The organism is Ensifer meliloti, assembly GCF_030064585.1.
In the GTDB taxonomy this organism is placed as follows: domain Bacteria; phylum Pseudomonadota; class Alphaproteobacteria; order Rhizobiales; family Rhizobiaceae; genus Sinorhizobium; species Sinorhizobium meliloti.
Map to the genome: position 1 here is coordinate 3,113,675 of NZ_CP120365.1, position 20,099 is coordinate 3,133,773.

Consider the following 20,099-nt stretch of genomic DNA (forward strand, 5'->3'; position numbering starts at 1 on the left):
AGCAAGGCGTGGCCTTCGGCATTGGAGGAGCCGTGTAAGGCGGCTCACCAGCCCGGCAGCATATGGCTCTGCCTGAGGCGCGGATAACGCGGATAGCCCTTGAGATCGCCTTCGAGATCGTCGTTGACGGTGATGGGCGTGATGTTGTCGAGGCAGGCGGTAATATGATTGGTGATCGCGTTCGACAGCGACGGCGAAAGGCCGGGGCGCTTCATGATGCCGATCTGCACCGGCGCCAGCGACGGGAAGCCGTCCGCCAGCGTCAGCACCTTCATGCCCGGTCGCAGTGCCGACTCCGGAAGCACGGAGACCGCCATGCCGGCGAGCACCGCGGCGGCAACGACGGTCGAGGACCAGCTCGTGAACAGGATCTGATATTCCTTGCCGGTGGCGTCGAGCGCCGCGCAGGCAGCCTGCCGCCACTGACAGTCGCGCCGGCCGACCGCAAGCGGGATCGGGGCATTCTCGGGCAGCGGATGATTGATGGAGCTTACCCAGCAGAGCGGTTCGGTCCGTACGACGTCGGAAGCCCGCGCACGCGGATTGTGAGTGACGAGCGCGATGTCGAGATCGCCCTTCGCCATTTTTTCCGCGAGGTCCACCGAAGGCTCGCAGATGATGTAGAGCTCGACGTTCGGATGCGTCTTGGCGAAGCGGACGATGATTTCGGGCATGTAGCGGTCCGCGTAGTCGTCCGGTGTGCCGATCCGCAGCGTTCCCTCGAGACGGTTGTCGTCGAAGGAGGCGATCGCCTCATTGTTGAGGCGGATCATCCGGCGGGCAAAATTGAGGAGCCTGTCGCCTTCCACGGTCAGCCGGTTGCCCCGGCCATCCTTCATGAAAAGCGGCTTGCCGATCCGTTCTTCCAGGCGTCGCATCTGCATCGATACGGCGGATTGAGTCTTGAAGACACGGTCGGCCGCCTTGGTGAAGCTGCCCGTGTCTGCGATTGCTACGAAGGTTTGCAGCTGGTCAATATCGAGCGGTGCGGACATGGCCGGAATACCCATAAGATTGTTTGATGAATATCATTAAAAACATTCGTTGGACTGATCAATAAGGATTTGCGAATGATAATCCGCAAACCACGTCAATCTTTCCGGCCAAAATAGTCGCCGGTTCGCCAAAAGTATTTCGGCCTGCCCCTGCGAAAGACCTCCCCGCAAGGGACGGGTTTCTTCGTGCCCGCGAAAAGGAGTTCCGTCATGCGCACGACCCACCACGCCTCCGGTTTCGGCCTCGTTGCGAGCAGGCAGTCGCCTGCAGTCCGCACGACAGGCATCGTCGGCGTGCTGACGGCCGTCTGGCGCCTCTATCGAAACCGCTGCCAGATCGCCCGCCTGCAGGATCTCGACGACCGCCAGCTGCTGGACATGGGTTTGAAACGCGAAGACCTGCACGAGGCGCTGACCTCGGCCTTCTTCGAAAACCCGGGCAGCTATCTGACGCGCGCCTCACGCAATCGGGCGAACCTCTTCTACAGGGGAGTGCGCCACGATTGACCCCTCATGGCGCGTCCCGCCGCCTCGGATGCGCCAGTGCGGCATGATCTGCGAAATCTTCGCCCTCGCGCGGATCATGCCGCGAGATTCGGATGGTGCCGACGGCACCTGAAAGTTCCCCGCAGGGTATGAGCCAATAGACCCTGCTGCTTGCCCGGTACATGCCAAGACATGTACCGGGCTTTTTTTGCGCGAGAGCGGGGCGCTGTAGGCTCTGACGCCGCTTTCCCTCACAGCTATTATTGACATGTTCCCAATTTGGGAATATCCAAGGGTCCATGCAAATCATAGCGAAGTCCACATTGAGAGCGTTTTGGGAAAAGCACCCTCAAGCAGAAACGCCTCTCAAAACGTGGCACGCGGTGGTTAGGAACGCCAACTGGGCGGGCCCGTCCGATGTGAAGTCGATGTTCGGTGCCAACGTGGATTTTGTGAGCGACAATCGCATCATTTTCGACATATCAGGCAATAAATATCGCCTTGTCGTTCACGTCGCGTACCCGTTCAAAAGAGTACTGATCAAGTTTATGGGCACCCGTGATGAGTACGACAAGATCAACCCGGAGAAAGTGTAATGGACAATATTCGCGCCATAAGGAACGATGATGACCTTGCATGGGCCATCCACGAGGTCTCGAAATACTTCGATCAGCCGCCTGAAACCGGAACCGAGGAAGCGGACCGTTTCGATATTCTCTCGACCCTGATCGAGGCTTACGAAAACGAGCATCACCCGATCGAAGCTCCTGAGCCCGTTGAGTTGATCAAGGCGCACATGGAGATGTTCGGCCGTACGCAGGCAGATTTGGCGGCACTTTTCGGCTCCCGTTCCAGGGCCTCCGAAATCTTGAGCAAAAGGCGCGCTCTTACCGTCGATATGATCCGCAGACTTCACAAAGAATGGGGCATCCCAACCGACTGCCTGGTCGAACCGTATCATCTTGTTGAGCCAGAGCGTGCCTACGCATAGCGCTTGGCACGAGCCGTAGAAAGCAAACAACCGCCCTCATCCGCCTGCAAATTCCGACGGCTACGCCTTGCCGCCCGAGCCGCCCTTGTGGCTCTCGAACAGCGCATCGATGCTTTTCTGATATTCCTTCTGCATCTCCAGGCCGCTGTCGAAGAGGCTGTTCATCGCCTGCGAAAACTGGGCAAAGGCTGGGTTATCGGCCGGTGCTTTCTCGGTCGTGCCGGCGCCTCCCATCATCTCCCGATAGGCCTTGAAGAAGGGATTGTCGGCGAAAAGGTCGGCTGCTTTCGGCTTATCCCCGGCCCTGCCCATTTCTCCCGCCTTGCCCACGCCGAAAAAGCCCTGCATCGCCTGGGCGAAAGGATTGTCGAAGGGGTTGGACTGCGGTTCGGGCTTCTTGGCGAAGCCCGTCGCCTCCATCCATTGCTGCATCAGCGTCATCATCGGATTGTCGGCGAGCCCACCGCTCATCTGCCCCGTGGTCTGCTTGAAGAGACCCCCCATCAGCGTGCTCGCCATCACCGGGAGCATCTGTTTGTAGATCTCCTGGCCGATCCCCGTCATCTGTGCCGCCTGCGCCGCGATCGCGCGCGACATTTCCTTCGAGCCGAAAAGCTGGCCGAGAATGCCGTTGCCATCGGCGACGCCCTGGGGTGTGAACGCCTGGCTGATGTCTTCGAAATACCGGGCGTAATTGCCGGTCGAGAGCGCCGTCAGCAGCGCGCCGAAGTCGTAGGGGTTCGTGGTATTGTGCTTGAAGCCGGTGGAGAATGCGGGCATCAGCGCGGCCGTGGCTTTCGCCATCTGCTCCTGCGCGAGCCCGAATTGCTTCGCCATCAGTTCGATGGCGTGGCCGTTCTGCGCCTGAGCGAACATGTCAAAAAGCGGTGCCATTGGCGTTCCTTCCCGGACGAGACGCATGTCCTTGCACTATAACGGGAATTGGAGGGCTGGAAACCGCTTTTTCGAAAGCGCCGGACGGGGGCGGAACGAGCCTGTCCGCGGCGCTCCGTCCGGATAAAGGGTCCGCTCAGTATTGGTAGTCGGCGAAAACCGGTTCGACCGATTCGTTCCAGCGACCGCGATAGAGCGAGAGCATGTCTTCCGCGAGCGTCGCCCTCTTCGCCAGCACTTCGTCAAGCGGTGCCAGGAACTGGCTTTCGTCGATGCCGTCGCCGTTCAGCCGGTTGCGGCGCTTGAGACCGTTGCGCGAAATGGTGAGAACCTCGCGTGCGACATCGAAGAGCGACCTCGACCGGAATTCGGCCGCGAGCGCTTTTGCGGGCACGGCATCTCTGAGTGCCAGGACCTCTTCGTAACCCCAGTCGCGGGTCAATTCCTCGGCCGCCGACAGGGCCTCGTCATCGTAGAGCAGGCCCACCCAGAACGCCGGCAGGGCGCAGATCCGCCGCCACGGACCACCGTCCGCTCCGCGCATTTCCAGGAAACGCTTCAGACGGACGTCGGGAAAGAGGGTCGACAGATGATTGGTCCAGTCGCCCATCGTCGGCTGCCACTCGGCGATTTCGCCCTTCAGCGCCCCGTTCATGAACTGGCGGAAGGTGACATGGGTGCAGTCATGATAATGCCCGCCGCGGACGACGAAATACATGGGAACGTCGAGCGCCCATTCCACGTAGTCGCTGAAGCCGAAATCCGGCTTGAAGGCGGTCGGCAACAGGCCCGAGCGCTGGTTGTCGGTATCGCGCCAGATGTCTCCCCGCCAGGAAAGCAGCCCGTTCGGCTTACCTTCGGTGAAGGGGGAGCTTGCAAAGAGGGCGGTGGCGAGCGGCTGCAGCTTCAGGGAGACCTGCATCTTCCGCCGCATGTCCTCTTCCGAGGAGAAGTCGAGGTTAACCTGGATCGTGCAGGTGCGATACATCATGTCGAGGCCCTTGCTGCCCACCTTGGGCATGTAGCGCGTCATGATGGCGTAGCGCGACTTCGGCATGCGCGGCGTCTCGGCGAAGCTCCATTTCGGACTGCCGCCGATGCCGAGGAAACGGATGCCGAGCGGTTCGGCGATTTCTCGAAGCACTGCCAGGTGCTGATTGGATTCCTTGCAGGTCTGATGGAGGTTCTCGAGCGGCGCGCCGGAAAGCTCGAATTGCCCTCCCGGCTCGAGCGAGATCGCTCCATTGCCTGAGGGCTCGGCAAGGCCGATGACGTTCCCCTCGTCCATGATCGGCTCCCAGCCGTTCCTTTCGGCCATACCGTTCAGGAGCGCCTGGATGCTGGCATCGCCGAAATAGGGCACCGGGCTGTTGTCCGCCTTGAAGAAGGCGAACTTCTCATGTTCGGTGCCGATCCGGAACTTTTCCTTCGGCTTCGATCCCGATGCCAGATAGGCGGTCAGTTCAGCGACAGAGGTAACCGGCGTCTGGTCGGTAGTGTCTCGGGCCATGTTCGTCTTCTTTGCCTGGGGCGGCTCCTGCGGGGTCAGCAGGATCGGATGGAGTGCTTGAACCGTAATCAAGTGCGGCGCAAGTCAATTTCTTTCAAGATGCCCTCAAAAAAACTAGGGGCAAGCGGATGGACGGCTCATCGCCAGTCGCCGAGTGTCGCCTGAATGACGGCCATCGCAGCCACTGCCGCGGTATCGGCGCGCAGGATGCGCGGCCCGAGAGGGATCGCCGTCACGAAGTCACGGCTCCGCAACAGGTCCCGCTCCGCCTCCGAAAAGCCGCCCTCCGGCCCGATCAGGAGCGCCAGCCGGCGTTCGGCAATTCCCTCGAGGATGGGCAGTGGATTCTGGCTGTCGTTTCCCTCGTCGCAGAAGACGATGCGCCGGTCGCGCGGCCAGTCCATGAGGAGGTCCTCGAGCTTGCGCGGTTCCTCGACTGCCGGAATGCCGAGCACGCCGCATTGCTCGGCCGCTTCGATGACATTGGCGCGGACGCGTTCGAGGCTGCCGATCTTGCCCTGGACATGCTGCGTCATGACCGGCTGCAGAACGCCGGCACCCATCTCCACCGCCTTCTGCACGAGATAGTCGAGCCGCCCTACCTTGAGAGGCGCAAACAGGTAGACGAGATCGCAAGGGGCGGGCTGAGGGCGCGTCTGCTCGACCGCGACGAGAACCGCCTGCTTGCGCGACGGCATGGCTATCTCCGCCCGCCATTCGCCGTCCCGGCCGTTGAAGACCAGAAGCGATGAGCCTTCACCGAGGCGCAGGACGTTGATGAGATAGTTGAACTGCTCCCTTGTGGCTTCGTGTTTCGCTCCGGCGTGGAGCGGGTTCTCGATGAACAGTCGCTGCATGCGGAAATTGGCGCGCATCGGAATCGGGTACCTTCTAGAGAAACAGGCCGGAGAGGACGAGATAGAGGAAGGCCGAGAGCAGCGCCGACACGGGAACCGTGATGACCCAGGCGGCGACGATCGTCAGGAAGTGGGAGCGCCGCACCAGGCGCCGGCGACGCACTTCCGCAAAATTCGTCTCGCCCTTTTCCATGAATTCGGTCTGGCCCGTCTTGCGCCGGACATATTCGAGCCGCCGTTGCGAGTGGCGCGTGTACCACTCGCGAAAGAAGCCGACGCCGAAGACGGCGCCCACCGCCGTGTGGGTGGAACTGATCGGCAGGCCGAGAGCCGAGGCAAGCAGAACCGTCACGGCGGTCGCAAGCGCCACGCAGAAGGCGCGCATCGGATTGAGGCGCGTGATCTCCTCGCCGACGACACGGATCAGCAGCGGACCGTAGAGCAGAAGACCCACCGAGATGCCGAGTGCGCCGATGAGGAGTACCCAGAAGGGGGCCTCCGAATCCGCGCTCGAGATCACGCCGTCGACGGCCGAGACGATCGCCGACAGCGGGCCGATCGCGTTCGATACGTCGTTTGCGCCATGGGCGAAGGACAGCAGGGCGGCCGAGAAGATGAGCGGCAGGCGGAACAGCTTGCGAAGCGACTGGTTGCGGTTTTCGAGACCTTCCGACTGGCGGTGGATCCACGGCTTCGACACTATGTAGCAAGCGATCCCGGCCAGCCCGCCGATCGACAGGCCGGTCGGAAGCGGGACAAAAGCCAGATGATCGATGGCAAAGACCGCGACATAGGCCGTGAACGAACCGGCGGTGACGCCGAGGACGACAGGCATCCAGCGCCGGGCGGCCGAGATCTTGTCATCGCGGTAGATGACGAACTCCTTGAGGAAGGCGAGGAAGAGTGCGGCAATGACCCCGCCGAGCACGGGCGAAATCGTCCAGCTCGCCGTGATGCCGGCGATCGCCCACCACTTGACGCTGGAAAGCCCGGCGGCGGCGACACCTGCGCCGATAATGCCGCCGATGAGCGAATGCGTCGTCGAAACGGGCGCACGCGAATAGGTCGCGATATTGATCCAGATCGCCGATGAGATAAGCGCCGACAGCATCACCCAGACCAGCCCCTCGGCGCCGACCAGCTGCGTGCCGTCGATGATCCCGGCCTCGATGGTCAGCGTGACCTTACGGCCGGCGATCAGCGCTCCGGCGATCTCGAACACCGCCGCAATCCCCAGCGCCACGGGCATCGATATCGCTTTTGCACCGACCGCCGCTCCGACGTTGTTGGTGACGTCGTTGGCGCCGATGTTCATCGCCATGTAGCCCGCGACCGCCGCAGCCGCCACCACCACGGCCGCACCGGAGGCGCCCGTGAAATAGCTCGCCGCGAAGCCCATGCTGAGGATCAGGAAGAGAGCGGCAAGCCCGGGAGCAGCCAACCTGCGCATGACGTGATGCGACGCTTCCTCGGCAAGGCTGAACTTGTCGAGATCCTTGTCGAGCGTCAGCTTTTCGAGGCGCGGTCGCGGCTTGGCCAATGGCTGTTCTCCAACTTTAATATTCGCCAGTAGCGGCACAAACGGGCGTATTCAAGAGGAATTGAAGAGGGGGGCGAAGGGTGGGCCGGGGCATTACCCGATCCGGCATGTCGAAGCCTGCGGCGACCTTGCGTGTTCGACCAGTCGCCGGTGAAGATGCCGTGGGCTTCCGCCTCGCCGTCAGTTGCTGGAGGCCTTCGGCCGCTGCTCCGGGTCGGGGTCGACGCGTTTGCCGAAATCGAGGATAAGCTCTTTCAGCGAAGGCTCTGCAACGCGCTTTGCCGCCTCACGATAGTCGACCCACTCCAGCCGCCTGCTGCCTTTCTCCGGGAAGTTCTTGCAAAAATCCTCAACTTCGAGCGCATGCACCTGCACCTTGCAGGAGATCTCGAGGCCGTGATCCTTCCGCTTCTGATAAACGTAGGCGCCGATGGCGGCCCTTTGCACCTTGCCCTTCACCCCGGCCTCCTCATAGGCCTCGCGCTCGGCGACCTCGTGCGCCTGCTTGCCCTGCATCGGCCACCCCTTGGGGATGACCCACCGGCCGGTGTCGCGGCTGGTGATCACCAGGATTTCCAGCGCATTCGTCTTCCTGGCAAGCCGATAGCACAGCGCCGCATACTGCATTCGCGCCGGGCGACGCAGCATGAGTTGCACATCAGAAGCGAGCCGGTGCAGAAAGTTCAAGATTCCCGATACTCCTCAACGAATCAGTGGTTGCCGCTGCGCGACCCGAGTATGAACCGTCGCATGCCGCTGTAAATGCGTTCGTCAAAACACGCCGCATTCATTCGGATTCATGCTCTTCCTTTTCGGGACCCATATATTAGCCAACTAACGCAAAGCGCGGAGTCGCGGTTCCGACAGAACCACTGCCCCATACGACCATATGTAGGAAATCGGCGGGAATTTTACCAAGGGGCACTCGCCATCCGTACTTTAGCGCTTGTCGCGCGCGACGGGTCAGGAACCGGAGCGATCGCGCTGCTGCAGGCGCAGACGGGCAATGCGCACCCACTCTCCGCTGCGCTCGGCCTCGCGCGCTGCCGTGGCGACGAAATCGATGTGGCTCTGCGCGGCTGTCTTAGCGGTTTGTGGATCGCCGACCATGATCGCCGCATAGATCGCCTCATGCTGCGCAAGAAGCTGGTCGCGCGCGCCGGGCGCGCCGAAGACGGAATTGCGGTGGAAGAAGATGCCTTGGGTCAGCAGCCTGTAACAGGCCCTGAGGGTGTGAAGCAGGATGATATTATGAGCGCTTTCGCCGATAGCATTGTGCAGTTCGATATCGGCTTCGAGCTCTTCGGCGAAATTGCCGCTCTTGTGCGCGGAGCGCATGCGCTCGATGACGCGGGTAAGAATGTCGCGGTCGAAGTCGGTTGCGCGGGTCGCCGCCAGTTCCGCCGTCAAGCCTTCGAGTTCGCGCCGGTATTCGAGATAGTCCTGCGTCGCCTTGTGGTGGCGTCCGATGAGCTCGATCAGGGGTTTGGAAAAGATCTGGCCGACCACGTCGGCGACGAACGTGCCGCCGCCATGCCGGCTCTCGACGAGACCGCGCGCCTCCAACTCCTTGAGCGCCTCACGCAGGATCGGCCGCGACACGTCGAAGCGCCTGGAGAGTTCTCGCTCGCCCGGCAAGCGATCGCCGTCGCGCAACACGCCCTCGAGGATCAGAAGCTCGATCTGCTGCACGACCTCGTCGGCCGTCCGGCTATGGCTGATGCGGGCATAGAGGTCGTCCTGGTTTTCGGTCACGGCCACGTCTCCGGGAGCGCCAAGGGCATTGTGCACAGGTTTCGCCGGCCTCCGCTTCCATTCGGCAATCTAACAGGGCCTATCAAGTGGTCAAATTGATTGTCCACTCTGCGGGTGTTGACAAAGATCGAACTGCGTCAAAGCGCCCTGTTCTTTTTACCTTATCCGTTGATAAGAAGGTGATGATGAACGCGTGAGGGGGAAGAAGCGCTTCATGCCAAAGGGCAGTTTTGCATTTCCGGTGGCGCCCTTGCGCGCCCAGGCGCTCGGCGAGGTCCATTCACGGCCCTATGCGCTGGTGACGACTCCGCGCGTCATCTTTCAACTCGCCTTCATGACGGAGGGCGGGTCGATCGTCGATCACGCCGTGATGTCCGAGTTGTCGCGCTCGCGCGGCATCGCCCCGCCCGGTCGCGACGCCAATCACCACGCGATCCCCTGGGGGCAGGGAACGCTGCGCTGGGAGCGGCACACGGAATTCTCCACCTATTTCTGGGACGCGCCCGCGCCGGAAAGCTTCGGCGGTGAGGTGCCGATCCATCCGTTCGGCGACGGTTTTTCGCCCCCGGGCTCGCTGATTTCCGGAATTCGTCTGGAAATCCGTCCCGATACGCCGGACACCCGCGAGGCCATCAGCGCCTTCGATCCCACGAGCCTCTGTTACAGCGAGACCAAGAATGGCCAGGCGGTGCTCGTGACCGACTTTCGCCAGAACGGCGACGGACTGACCCAGGTGCTCGTTATCGATCGCGGCATGACGGAGGCGGGAACAGGCGCCCTGGTGCAGCGCCTGCTCGACATCGAGACCTACCGCACGCTCGCCATCCTCGGCCTGCCGCTTGCCCAATCGCTGTCGCCGGAGATCCGCCGCACCGAGGACGGCCTGACGGCGGTGACGCAGCGCATGAAGGAGAACGTCCGCGAGGAGGCTGACGAGATGCTGGCGGAGATCACCCGCCTTGCCGCCGATCTCGAAGCGGGTGCCGCCCTCAGCCTTTATCGCTTCGGCGCCAGCCGCGCCTATTACGGCATTGTCCAGGAACGCATCCGCACGCTTTCCGAGACGCCGGTGCCCGGTTACGAGACGATCGGCACCTTCCTCGAGCGCAGGCTGGCGCCGGCAATGCGCACCTGTCAGTCGGTCGAGGAGCGGCAGGCGAACCTTTCGCGCAAGCTCGCCCGCGCTACGGCTCTCCTGAGAAGCTGGATCGACGTCGAGCTGGAACGGCAGAACAGCGCCCTGTTGAATTCGATGGATCGCCGCGCCAAGCTGCAATTGCGCCTGCAGCAGACCGTCGAAGGACTGTCGGTGGCGGCGATCTCCTATTATGTCGTCGGGCTCTTCGGCTATCTCGCCAAGGCCGTCAGTCATGAAATACCCGTCGATCCAGGTCTCCTGACGGGCCTCGCCGTTCCCTTCGCGGTCGCCGGGGTCTGGCTGGTGGTGCGGCGCATTCGCCGGCATCACGACGAGCACGGATAGACTATTGCTCCCAGTAGGGCACCGGCCCGTAGAGTGCGGCGAGATAGTCGATGAACTGCCGAACCTTGGCCGGCAGGAATTGCCGGCTCGGATAGACCGCCGAAAGCGTCAGCTTGTGCGATCCTTCCCATTGCGGCAGCACCTGAACCAGTCGCCCCTCCCGAAGTTCCCTGCCGATGTCCCAGGTGGAGCGCAGCGCGATGCCGGCACCGGCAATCACCGCTTCGCGGATGATTTCCGACGAGTTGGTGACGAGCGGTCCCTCCGGCCGATAGGAGAGGCTGCCGTCGGGCCCCTCCAGCTTCCAGTTGTCGTTGTTGTGCGCCGGAAGGCAGATGTGCTTCGCGAGTTCGCCGATCTCCGTCGGCGCGCCATGACGGGCGACATAGCTCGGCGCTGCGCAGAGAAGCCGGCGCACCGGCGCGAGCTTGCGGGCGACGAGGCTCGAATCGCTGAGTTCGCCTATTCGGATGGCGAGGTCGAAGCCTTCTGCGACGATGTCGGTGAAATCGTCGGTCAGCACGATGTGCAGCTTCAGGTCGGGATGGTCCTTCATGAAACCGGTCAGATGCGGCGCGATGTGCATGCGGCCGAAGGAGGTCGGCGCGGAAATGCGCAGCGTCCCCTGGACCTGGGAGGAGCGGCCGGAGGCATAGGCCTCCGCCTCCTCGAGGCCGGCGAGAATGCCGAGAACCCGGTCATAGAAACCCTGGCCGGCCTCCGTCAGCGAAATCTGCCGCGTCGTGCGCTGCAGGAGCCGCGTGCCCAACCTGTCTTCGAGCCGCTTGATGCGTTTGGAAATCACGGCTGCGGAAAAGCCGAGCGCGCGTCCCGCCGCCGACATGCTGCCGGTCGACACCACCCGCGCGAAAATTTCGAGATCGCCTAGATTCGTCATCAATCCTGATCATTGTTTCCAGAGGCGAAAAGATCATTAACATTTGCCGGGTGTCCGTCCACCTCTATAAAAGGTTTGAGCGGGACGCACTGAGGTCATTGTTTGTGTATGTCCTTGTCTCAGATCCGCTGCACACTTTTGGGCGACATGCATTAGTGGTAAGCAAAAAATACCACTTTGCTGTGAATGGGAGGCGCTCATGCCGGAGACGATAGGCTTTCTGAAGCCAAGGCAGGCCGTCCTCGACCGTCGGCGGGAAATCGTCGCCGATCTTGCCGATCTGTTGCCGGAAGGCGGCCTCATCAGCGACGAGCGCGGCCTCAAGCCCTTCGAGACGGATGCGTTTATCGCCTATCGGCGGATGCCGCTCGCGGTCGTTCTTCCCGAGACGACGGAGCACGTGGCCGCGGTGCTCAAATATTGCAGCCGCTACGGCATTCCGATCGTGCCGCGGGGCGCCGGCACCTCGCTCTCCGGCGGCGCCATTCCTCAGGAGGACGCGATCGTCGTCGGTCTGTCGAAGATGTCGCGCATCCTGGATATCGACCTGTTCAACCGCACGGCGACGGTTCAGGCGGGCGTGACCAATCTCAATATTTCCGATGCGGTTTCGGCCGACGGCTTCTTCTATGCGCCGGATCCGAGTTCGCAGCTCGCCTGCACCATTGGCGGGAACATCGGGATGAATTCCGGCGGCGCGCACTGCCTGAAGTACGGGGTTACGACCAACAACCTTCTGGGCGTCAAGATGGTGCTTTTCGACGGCACCGTGATCGAACTCGGCGGCAAGGCGCTGGACGCGCCGGGATACGACCTGCTTGGGCTCGTCTGCGGTTCGGAGGGGCAGCTCGGCATCGTCACGGAAGCGACGGTGCGGCTGATTGCGAAGCCCGAAGGTGCGCGGCCCGTGCTCTTCGGATTTGCCTCTTCCGAGTCCGCCGGCAGCTGCGTCGCCGATATCATCGGATCGGGCATCATCCCCGTCGCAATCGAATTCATGGACAGGCCGGCGATCGAGATCTGCGAGGCCTTTGCCCAGGCCGGCTATCCGCTCGACGTCGAAGCATTGCTGATCGTCGAAGTGGAAGGCTCCGAGGCTGAGATGGATGCGACGCTCGCCGGCATCATCGAGATCGCCCGCCGCCACGGCGTGATGACGATCAGGGAATCGCAGTCGGCTCTGGAAGCGGCACTGATCTGGAAGGGGCGTAAGTCTGCCTTCGGCGCAACCGGCCGGATTGCCGACTATATCTGCATGGATGGGACGGTGCCGCTGAGCCAGCTCTCCCACGTCTTGCGCCGGACCGGGGAGATCGTCGCCGGCTACGGTCTGCGGGTGGCGAATGTCTTCCATGCCGGCGACGGCAACATGCATCCGCTGATCCTCTACAACATCAACGATCCGGAAGAAGCTGCCCGCGCGGAAGCTGCCGGCAACGACATACTGAAGCTCTGCGTCGAGGCGGGCGGCTGCCTGACCGGGGAACACGGCGTCGGCATCGAGAAACGCGATCTGATGCTGCACCAGTACAGCAGGGCCGATCTCGGCCAGCAGATGGCGGCGCGCGCCGCCTTCGATCCGCAATGGCTTATGAACCCGTCGAAGGTTTTTCCGCTCGAAGGACGGCCCGCGGCATGATCGTCCATTTCGAACCGGCAAGCGAGGAGGGGATCGCGTCCGTCGTGCGTTCCGCGGCGGCCGAACGAGTCACGCTCGCCGTGGTCGGCGGCGGCACGCGCGCAGGTCTCGGCAATCCCGTGCGTGCGGACAGAGCCCTCTCGACCAGGCGCCTTTCTGGCATCGTCACCTATGACCCGGCCGAGATGACCATGAGTGCGCTTGCCGGAACGCCGCTCGCCGAGGTCGAGTCGGCACTGCACGCCAAGGGCCAGATGCTCTCCTTCGAACCCATGGACCATCGGCCGATTTTCGCAACGACGGGCGAACCGACGATCGGCGGGGTCTTCGCCGCCAATGTCTCCGGGCCTCGCCGCTACGTCGCCGGCGCCGCTCGCGACAGCCTGCTCGGGGTGCGTTTCGTCAACGGCCGGGGAGAACTCATCAAGGCCGGCGGCCGGGTGATGAAGAACGTGACGGGGCTCGATCTCGTCAAGCTCATGGCGGGGTCCTACGGCACGCTCGGCATTCTGACCGAAGTCACCTTCAAGGTCCTGCCACTGCCGCCGGCGGCAGCGACCGTCGTCGTCTCCGGCCTGAACGATGCGGAAGCCGCCGCGGTGATGGCCGAGGCCATGGCGCAGCCGGTGGAGGTTTCGGGTGCGTCGCATCTGCCGGAAAGCGTGCGAAGCCGCTTTCTCGACGGTGCATTGCCGGATGGCGCCGCAACGGTGCTGCGCCTCGAAGGCCTCGCGGCATCCGTTGCCATTCGGGCGGAGAAGCTTGGCGAAAAACTATCGCGCTTCGGGCGGATATCGCAGCTCGACGAGGCGCAGACAAGAACCCTGTGGGCGGAAATCCGCGACGTAAAGCCCTATGCCGACGGCACCAGACGGCCTTTGTGGCGCATATCGGTCGCCCCTTCCGCGGGCCATCAGCTCGTCGCCGCATTGCGCCTGCAGACCGGCGTCGATGCCTTCTACGACTGGCAGGGCGGTCTGGTGTGGCTGCGCATGGAGGCAGACCCGGAGGCGGAACTGCTCCGCCGCTATATCGGCGCGGTCGGTGGCGGACATGCGGCGCTTCTGCGTGCCGGCGAGGAGGCGCGCGGCCGCATTCCGGCCTTTGAACCGCAGCCCCCGGCCGTGGCACGATTGTCGGAACGCATCCGCGCCCAATTCGACCCGTCGGGCATATTCAATCCGGGGCGCGCAGCAGCGTTGGTCCAGAACTAGGCGAAGCAGCCTTTCGCCATCGTGCGGTCTAAAAGATCGGCCTAAGACGAAGAGAATCGATCATGCGATTTCCGGCCAGCCCGACGGAGATCAAAGTGATCCAAAGGCCGCAAGGCCACATGGAGTACTCGGTTGCAGACCAACTTCTCCCCTGAGCAGCTCGCCGACCCGCATGTCGCCGAATCCGAAACGATCCTGCGCAAATGCGTGCATTGCGGTTTCTGCACGGCCACCTGTCCGACCTATGTGGTCCTCGGCGACGAACTCGACAGTCCGCGCGGGCGAATCTACCTGATCAAGGACATGCTCGAAAACGGCCGTGCGGCAGACAGCGAGACCGTCACCCATATCGACCGCTGTCTCTCGTGTCTTTCATGCCTCACCACCTGTCCTTCGGGCGTCGACTACATGCATCTCGTCGACCACGCCCGTGCCCATATCGAGAAGACCTATAAGCGGCCTTTCAAGGACCGGCTCGCCCGCTCCGTCATTGCCGCCACTCTTCCTTATCCGTCACGGTTCCGGCTGGCGCTCGGGGCTGCCGGTCTTGCGCGCCCGCTCGCCGGATTGCTGAAGAGGGTTCCCTTCCTCAGGACCTTCGGCGTCATGCTCGATCTGGCGCCGAGCGCGCTGCCGGCAGCGCGTGGGGCAAAACCGGCTGTCTACGCGGCAAAGGGCACGCCGCGCGCCCGCGTTGCGCTTCTGACCGGCTGCGCGCAGCCGGTGCTGCGGCCGGAAATCAACGATGCGACCATCCGTCTGCTCACGGGCCAGGGGGTCGAGGTGGTCGTTTCGGCGGGAGAGGGCTGTTGCGGGGCGCTCGTCCATCACATGGGACGGGACGAGCAGGCACTGCAGGCTGCCCGGCACAACATCGATGTCTGGCTGAAGGCGGCGGAGGAGGATGGGCTCGACGCCATCATCATTACCGCATCCGGCTGCGGCACGACGATCAAGGATTACGGTCATATGCTGCGACTAGATCCGGCATATGCGGAAAAGGCTGCGAGGGTTTCCGCGCTGGCCAAGGACGTCACCGAATATCTCGCGACCCTCGACCTGCCGGAGCAGGGGGCACGGAATCTCACCGTTGCCTACCACTCCGCTTGCTCGATGCAGCATGGACAGAAAATCACCTCGGCACCGAAGCAGCTCCTGAAACGGGCGGGCTTTTCGGTTCGCGAGCCGGCGGAGGGGCATCTCTGTTGCGGTTCGGCCGGAACCTACAACATCCTGCAGCCTGAGATCTCGGCGAAGCTGAAGGCGCGGAAGGTCAGAAATATAGAGGCGACCAAGCCTGAAGTGATCGCCACCGGGAATATCGGCTGCATCACGCAGATCGCCAGCGGCACGGAGATACCGATCCTGCACACGGTTGAGCTGCTCGACTGGGCCTATGGCGGACCGAAGCCGGCGGGGTTGTGACAGTCAGGGGGTGAGCAGGCCCCCTCATCCGCCTGCCGGCACCTTCTCCCCGCAAGCGGTGCGAAGGGACTCGCTGCGCGCTCTACCTCCTCATCGGTGCGGGAGAATTGCTAGCGCAGCCACTTGTTCCTTCTCCCCGTCAGACGGGGAGAAGGTCGCGGCAGCGGGATGAGGGGCGTAAACCGGACGTCGAAGGAATCCTGCCGGTACGGCCCTCCCTTCCGGCCGTCAACCGCCGAAAATCGTACGGAAAATGTCGACGCCGCGATCGTCGAAATAGGTGTCGCCGGGCTTGCTGCCGGGGCCGATGACGACGACTTTCGTGCCGATGCCGGCGCGCTCATAGAGGTGTTCGACATCCTCGTTCATCATCCGGATGCAGCCCGAGGACATGTTCTGACCGATGGTCCAGGGCTGGTTGGTTCCGTGGATACGGAAGATCGTGTCGCGGCCGCCCTTGTAGAGATAGAGCGCGCGGGCGCCGAGGGGATTGTCGATGCCTCCGGGCTGGGTGATGGGCAGGATCCGGCCCTTCGCTCTTTCTCGCACACGCATCTCGGCCGGCGGCGTCCAGCTCGGCCACTCGGCCTTTCGGCCAACCTTGACGACACCGGACCAGCCGAAGCCGTCGCGGCCGACGCCGATGCCGTAGCGCGTCGCCCGGTTCGGGCCATCGATGTAATAGAGATACTTGCTGTTGGTGTCGACGATGATGGTGCCGGGGGCCTCGTCCGTGCGGAAGCGCACCTTGGTGCGCCAATATCTCTGAGGTGGCTTCTTCTGCTTGGCGACCTGAATGATGTCGGAACGCTTTACGCCCGCGCCGGCAATATCGGCCGGGCTGAATGCCGAAGCGTTTGCGGAAATAAGAAGAGCAGCGGCCGCGACTGCAAGCGCGGCCATCCCCGTGACATGACGTCTCATTTACGATTCCCTCTGAACCCTCGTTGCAAGCAAGCCATGCGATTTAACCGCAAGTGGACGCCCGCGATACATTCTATAGTGCGGCGATTTCGGTAAGACTTGTATCTGAGGGAACATCTGTTGCTTCAAAACCACGTTTTTGGGAGTTGAAGAGAGAAAACGCGGAAGAAGTATTGTGCATCCATAGTCGCTATATCACGATGACTTTTGTGCCGACCTTCACCCTCTCATAAAGATCGACCACATCCTCGTTGCGCATGCGGATACAGCCGGAGGAAACGCCGTAGCCGATCGTCCAGGGTGCGTTGGTGCCGTGGATGCGATAGAGCGTCGAGCCTAGATACATGGCGCGAGCGCCGAGCGGATTCTCCGGGCCGCCGTCCATCCGGGCTGGCAGATAGTGACCCCGGGCTGCCTCGCGCGCGATCATTTCCTGCGGCGGCGTCCAGTTGGGCCACTCGGCCTTGCGCGTGATCCTGTGCTCTCCGGCCCATTCGAAGCCCGGCTTGCCGACGCCGACGCCGTAGCGCCGCGCCTCGCCGTTGCCGGTGACGAGATAGAGAAAGCGGTTGTTGGTGTCGATGACGATGGTCCCGGGCTTCTCCTTCGTCTCGTAAGCGATCATCTGCGGGAGGAACTGCGGATCGATTTGCGACTTTGCAGGCTTCTGCCTGCGCGCGATCGAGGCTGGCTGAACGGCTGCGTTGGCGGGGCGGCGGCTGAGCTCGCGCCGCTCAAGCCGCTTTCGGGTGGTCGTGGGAACCTGCTGGCGATAGACCACGCGCTCGCCCGTCAGCTGCATCACCCAGGGGGCGGTCAGATCCGGGCTGACGATGACGGGCGGACGGTTTTGATAACGGTCCTGCGCGCCTGCCACCCCGGAAAGGATCGAGAATAAGCATGCGGCAAGACAAAGGGATTTCTTGAGCATCGGACGGACTCGCTACTTGGCCGGAACAATCTGGAGGAGCCCGGGTGAGTTGTCCCGCCCAGGCCTTTCGTTCAATTCAGTGGGGCGGAGCTCGGGAAATCGCATGCGCGTTCCAGTGCTCCGGCAATGGCGCGATGCTCTCACCTGTCCGCAACCGAACGGTAAACGGCGCCGCGCTGAAGGGCGGCCGCGGCAATAAAGCTTTGGGTAGGGTTATTCGCCTCTTTATCGATGTGGTTTGCAAATGGTAAACGGAACAAAAGAGAAACGATGGAGAGAGGCGAAATGGCAGCCAGGGGCTTGATTACGGGGGACGACGGTTTTGATCGCTGTGCCTGGCACGGCAATCTGGAGGATTACCGCCGCTATCACGACGAAGAATGGGGCCGGCCGGTCGCCGACGATCACAGGTTGTTCGAAAAGATCTGCCTCGAAGGCTTTCAGTCGGGCCTCTCCTGGCTGACGATCCTGAGAAAGCGTGATGCGTTTCGCGCCGCATTTTCGGGCTTCGATTTCGACAAGGTCGCGGAGTTCGGCGAGGAGGACGTCGAGCGTTGCCTCGCCGATGCCGGCATCGTCCGCCATCGCGGCAAGATCGTCTCGACCATCAACAATGCCCGCCGCGCAAAGGAACTGCGTGCGGAATTCGGTTCACTGGCGGCCTATTTCTGGTCGCATGAGCCCGATGCAAGCGAGCGTCCGAAGACCGTCGACTTCGAGACACTCATCGCCAATCCGACGACGCCGGCCTCGGTGCGGATCTCGAAGGATCTGAAGAAGCGCGGCTGGACCTTTGTCGGCCCGACGACGGTCTATGCCTTCATGCAGGCGATGGGCCTCGTCAACGACCATATCGAGGGCTGCTTCTGCCGCGCGCCGATAGAGGACCTGCGCCGGCGCTTCGCACGTCCGGCGGCCTGATTGCCGCATCCGGTAAGGACATCGCCCTCCCCATTCGATGGAGAGGGCGATGTTCTCTGATAGAAATTAAACCATCAGGGTTGGGCCGGGTATGGCCTGGCCGATTTGAAGGAGCGGAGCGCGTAGTATATCGCACCGGCTATGGCGACGCCGAAGAACCAGCCGTAGACACCCCACCATGCCGGCATGACGGATGTAAGTCCCGGCAGGATCGAGGAGAAGACGATCCCGATGCCGGCGGCGATCAGCGCGTTGACATGCCAGCCGTTCTCGAAACGGAACTCGCCGTCTTCGCGATAGAGCGCCTCCACATCCACGCGGCCCTTTCGGATGAGGTAGTAGTCGACCATCATGACGCCGAAGATCGGGCCCATCGTATTACCGATCATGTTGACGAAGTGCGCAGCCCCGCCTTCCCAAGGCGCGAAGGGATAGAGCGCGAGGGCGATCAGCGCCGCGATATAGCCACCCTTCTTGAAGTCGATGTGCTTGGGAAAGACGTTGGCGAAGTCGAAGGCGGGCGAGACGAAGTTGGCGACGACGTTGATGCCGAGAGTCGCCACCGCGAAGGTCAGCGCGGCGAGCAGCGCCAGGAACCAGCTGTCGAACTTGGCCGAAATCTGGTCGGGGTGCAGCAGCACCTCGCCATAGACATTGAAGGCGGCGATGGTTGTGACGCCGGCAACCAGCGAGAACAGGATGAGGTTGACCGGCAGGCCCCAGAGGTTGCCGACCTTCAGCGAACGTTCGCTCGGGCAGTAGCGCGAGAAGTCGCAGAAATTGAGATAGAGCGCGGAGAAATAGGTGACCCAGATCGCGGCCACCGCGCCAAGCGCGGCGAACGACCCCGGTACCCCCGGCACGCCGGCGTTCTTGGTCTTTTCAAGCAACACGTCCATCGGGATCGTGTGGCTGAACGAGAAGCCGCCAGCCTTGACGACGAGATAGATCGCAAGCAGCAGCATCATCACCCAGACTGCTGGACCGGCCCAGTCCTGAAATTTTCTAACCGTTTCCATGCCGTTCTGGATGATCAGCAGTTGAAGACCCCAAACGACGACGTAGCAGACGAGTTCGAGGGTGGAATGACCGAGCATGTGGCTCGACTGGTGGAACTGAAGCAGGCTTTCATTGCGGACAAGCAGCGCGACGATGGCGCCCGAGGCTGCCGCCGTCTGCGCACCGTACCAGAAGCACGCGACGATGGCGCGGACGATTGCCGGGAAGTTCGCGCCCCAGATACCGAAGGACGCCCGGGCCAGGACCGGGAATGGTACACCGGTGCGCACGCCCGCAACGCCGACGAGCTGCATCAGGAAGAAGATGATGAGCGAGCCGATGCCGATGGCCAGGAGGAAGTTCATGAAGCTGCCGCAGAAGAGAAACAGGCTGGCGGCGAGATAATATCCCCAAAGGCTGTGCACGTCCGATGTCCAGACGTTGAAAATGGAGAATGCGCCCCAGTTGCGTTCTTTGGCGGGCGCGAGGTCTTCGTTGTACAATTGTGGAGATGCACCGGGTGGTATCGTCATCGTTTCCCCTCTTGACGTCATGGCACCTGTGCCTATGGAAGAGGAGCTTGCGGCCAACTGTCAATATCGGTGCCGCCTCGGAGCCGAGTGGCACCGAGCCCAAA

General features: G+C 62.5%; 19 protein-coding genes. 8 read left to right on the plus strand and 11 right to left on the minus strand.

Annotated elements, in window-relative coordinates; all coding sequences use genetic code 11:
- Positions 1-44 precede the first annotated feature (44 nt).
- A complete protein-coding gene (locus PZL22_RS21860) occupies positions 45-995 on the minus strand; it encodes a LysR substrate-binding domain-containing protein (protein WP_003527211.1) in 951 nt (316 codons plus the stop codon).
- 210 nt (positions 996-1,205) lie between these two features.
- Between PZL22_RS21860 and PZL22_RS21865 the strand changes: the two genes are divergently transcribed.
- The 3 genes from PZL22_RS21865 (at position 1,206) to PZL22_RS21875 (ending at position 2,472) form a co-directional block, all read left to right on the plus strand.
- Positions 1,206-1,502 carry a DUF1127 domain-containing protein gene (locus PZL22_RS21865; protein ID WP_003527213.1) on the plus strand — a complete coding sequence of 99 codons (297 nt, stop codon included), beginning with the start codon at positions 1,206-1,208 and terminating at the stop codon, positions 1,500-1,502.
- Positions 1,503-1,780: 278 nt separating this feature from the next.
- Positions 1,781-2,077 carry a type II toxin-antitoxin system HigB family toxin gene (locus PZL22_RS21870; protein WP_003527217.1) on the plus strand — a complete coding sequence of 99 codons (297 nt, stop codon included), beginning with the start codon at positions 1,781-1,783 and terminating at the stop codon, positions 2,075-2,077.
- The gene (locus PZL22_RS21875) at positions 2,077-2,472 is read left to right on the plus strand and encodes a helix-turn-helix domain-containing protein (RefSeq protein WP_003527219.1); all 396 of its coding nucleotides are present in this window, start codon (positions 2,077-2,079) and stop codon (positions 2,470-2,472) included. Before PZL22_RS21870 ends, PZL22_RS21875 begins: the two co-directional genes overlap by 1 nt.
- 60 nt (positions 2,473-2,532) lie before the next feature.
- On the opposite strand, the gene PZL22_RS21880 is transcribed toward PZL22_RS21875, so the two are convergent.
- The 6 genes from PZL22_RS21880 to PZL22_RS21905 form a co-directional block, all read right to left on the minus strand.
- Positions 2,533-3,366 carry a DUF937 domain-containing protein gene (locus tag PZL22_RS21880; RefSeq protein WP_003527221.1) on the minus strand — a complete coding sequence of 278 codons (834 nt, stop codon included), beginning with the start codon at positions 3,364-3,366 and terminating at the stop codon, positions 2,533-2,535.
- Positions 3,367-3,502: 136 nt separating this feature from the next.
- Positions 3,503-4,876, minus strand: a complete 1,374-nt coding sequence (locus PZL22_RS21885) for a glutamate--cysteine ligase (RefSeq protein WP_003527223.1) — start codon at positions 4,874-4,876, stop codon at positions 3,503-3,505.
- A gap of 137 nt (positions 4,877-5,013) precedes the next feature.
- Positions 5,014-5,751: a 16S rRNA (uracil(1498)-N(3))-methyltransferase gene (locus PZL22_RS21890; RefSeq protein ID WP_003527226.1), complete on the minus strand. Its 738-nt coding sequence runs from the start codon at positions 5,749-5,751 to the stop codon at positions 5,014-5,016.
- A gap of 16 nt (positions 5,752-5,767) precedes the next feature.
- A complete protein-coding gene (locus PZL22_RS21895; protein ID WP_003527228.1) occupies positions 5,768-7,273 on the minus strand; it encodes an inorganic phosphate transporter in 1,506 nt (501 codons plus the stop codon).
- A 180-nt stretch (positions 7,274-7,453) separates the two neighbouring features.
- On the minus strand, positions 7,454-7,960 hold the full coding sequence (locus tag PZL22_RS21900; RefSeq protein WP_003527229.1) for an NUDIX hydrolase: 507 nt from the start codon (positions 7,958-7,960) through the stop codon (positions 7,454-7,456).
- A gap of 276 nt (positions 7,961-8,236) precedes the next feature.
- The gene (locus PZL22_RS21905; protein WP_187292983.1) at positions 8,237-9,028 is read right to left on the minus strand and encodes a FadR/GntR family transcriptional regulator; all 792 of its coding nucleotides are present in this window, start codon (positions 9,026-9,028) and stop codon (positions 8,237-8,239) included.
- Between the two features lie 214 nt (positions 9,029-9,242).
- Between PZL22_RS21905 and PZL22_RS21910 the strand changes: the two genes are divergently transcribed.
- Positions 9,243-10,511, plus strand: coding sequence for a DUF3422 family protein (locus tag PZL22_RS21910; protein ID WP_003527233.1), 1,269 nt, complete (start codon positions 9,243-9,245; stop codon positions 10,509-10,511).
- A 1-nt stretch (position 10,512) separates the two neighbouring features.
- Here the strand turns inward: PZL22_RS21910 and PZL22_RS21915 are convergent, their stop codons facing one another.
- Complete coding sequence (locus PZL22_RS21915; RefSeq protein ID WP_015007215.1) at positions 10,513-11,409, minus strand: LysR family transcriptional regulator; 897 nt, start codon at positions 11,407-11,409, stop codon at positions 10,513-10,515.
- Between the two features lie 199 nt (positions 11,410-11,608).
- Between PZL22_RS21915 and PZL22_RS21920 the strand changes: the two genes are divergently transcribed.
- The 3 genes from PZL22_RS21920 (at position 11,609) to glcF (ending at position 15,687) form a co-directional block, all read left to right on the plus strand.
- Complete coding sequence (locus tag PZL22_RS21920) at positions 11,609-13,048, plus strand: FAD-linked oxidase C-terminal domain-containing protein (RefSeq protein ID WP_003527237.1); 1,440 nt, start codon at positions 11,609-11,611, stop codon at positions 13,046-13,048.
- Positions 13,045-14,262, plus strand: a complete 1,218-nt coding sequence (gene glcE, locus PZL22_RS21925; RefSeq protein ID WP_003527239.1) for a glycolate oxidase subunit GlcE — start codon at positions 13,045-13,047, stop codon at positions 14,260-14,262. The genes PZL22_RS21920 and glcE overlap by 4 nt, the downstream gene beginning before the upstream one ends.
- Before the next feature lie 132 nt (positions 14,263-14,394).
- Positions 14,395-15,687 (plus strand): glycolate oxidase subunit GlcF, encoded by a 1,293-nt coding sequence (gene glcF / locus PZL22_RS21930; protein ID WP_003527241.1) that lies wholly within the window; start codon positions 14,395-14,397, stop codon positions 15,685-15,687.
- A 228-nt stretch (positions 15,688-15,915) separates the two neighbouring features.
- On the opposite strand, the gene PZL22_RS21935 is transcribed toward glcF, so the two are convergent.
- Positions 15,916-16,611: a L,D-transpeptidase gene (locus PZL22_RS21935; RefSeq protein WP_013844076.1), complete on the minus strand. Its 696-nt coding sequence runs from the start codon at positions 16,609-16,611 to the stop codon at positions 15,916-15,918.
- Positions 16,612-16,801: 190 nt separating this feature from the next.
- Positions 16,802-17,542, minus strand: a complete 741-nt coding sequence (locus PZL22_RS21940; protein WP_003527245.1) for a L,D-transpeptidase — start codon at positions 17,540-17,542, stop codon at positions 16,802-16,804.
- A 285-nt stretch (positions 17,543-17,827) separates the two neighbouring features.
- Here PZL22_RS21940 and PZL22_RS21945 point away from each other — a divergent pair, with 285 nt between their 5' ends.
- Positions 17,828-18,463 carry a DNA-3-methyladenine glycosylase I gene (locus tag PZL22_RS21945; protein WP_003527247.1) on the plus strand — a complete coding sequence of 212 codons (636 nt, stop codon included), beginning with the start codon at positions 17,828-17,830 and terminating at the stop codon, positions 18,461-18,463.
- Between the two features lie 74 nt (positions 18,464-18,537).
- On the opposite strand, the gene PZL22_RS21950 is transcribed toward PZL22_RS21945, so the two are convergent.
- On the minus strand, positions 18,538-19,995 hold the full coding sequence (locus PZL22_RS21950) for an NCS1 family nucleobase:cation symporter-1 (RefSeq protein ID WP_014529064.1): 1,458 nt from the start codon (positions 19,993-19,995) through the stop codon (positions 18,538-18,540).
- Positions 19,996-20,099 lie beyond the last annotated feature (104 nt).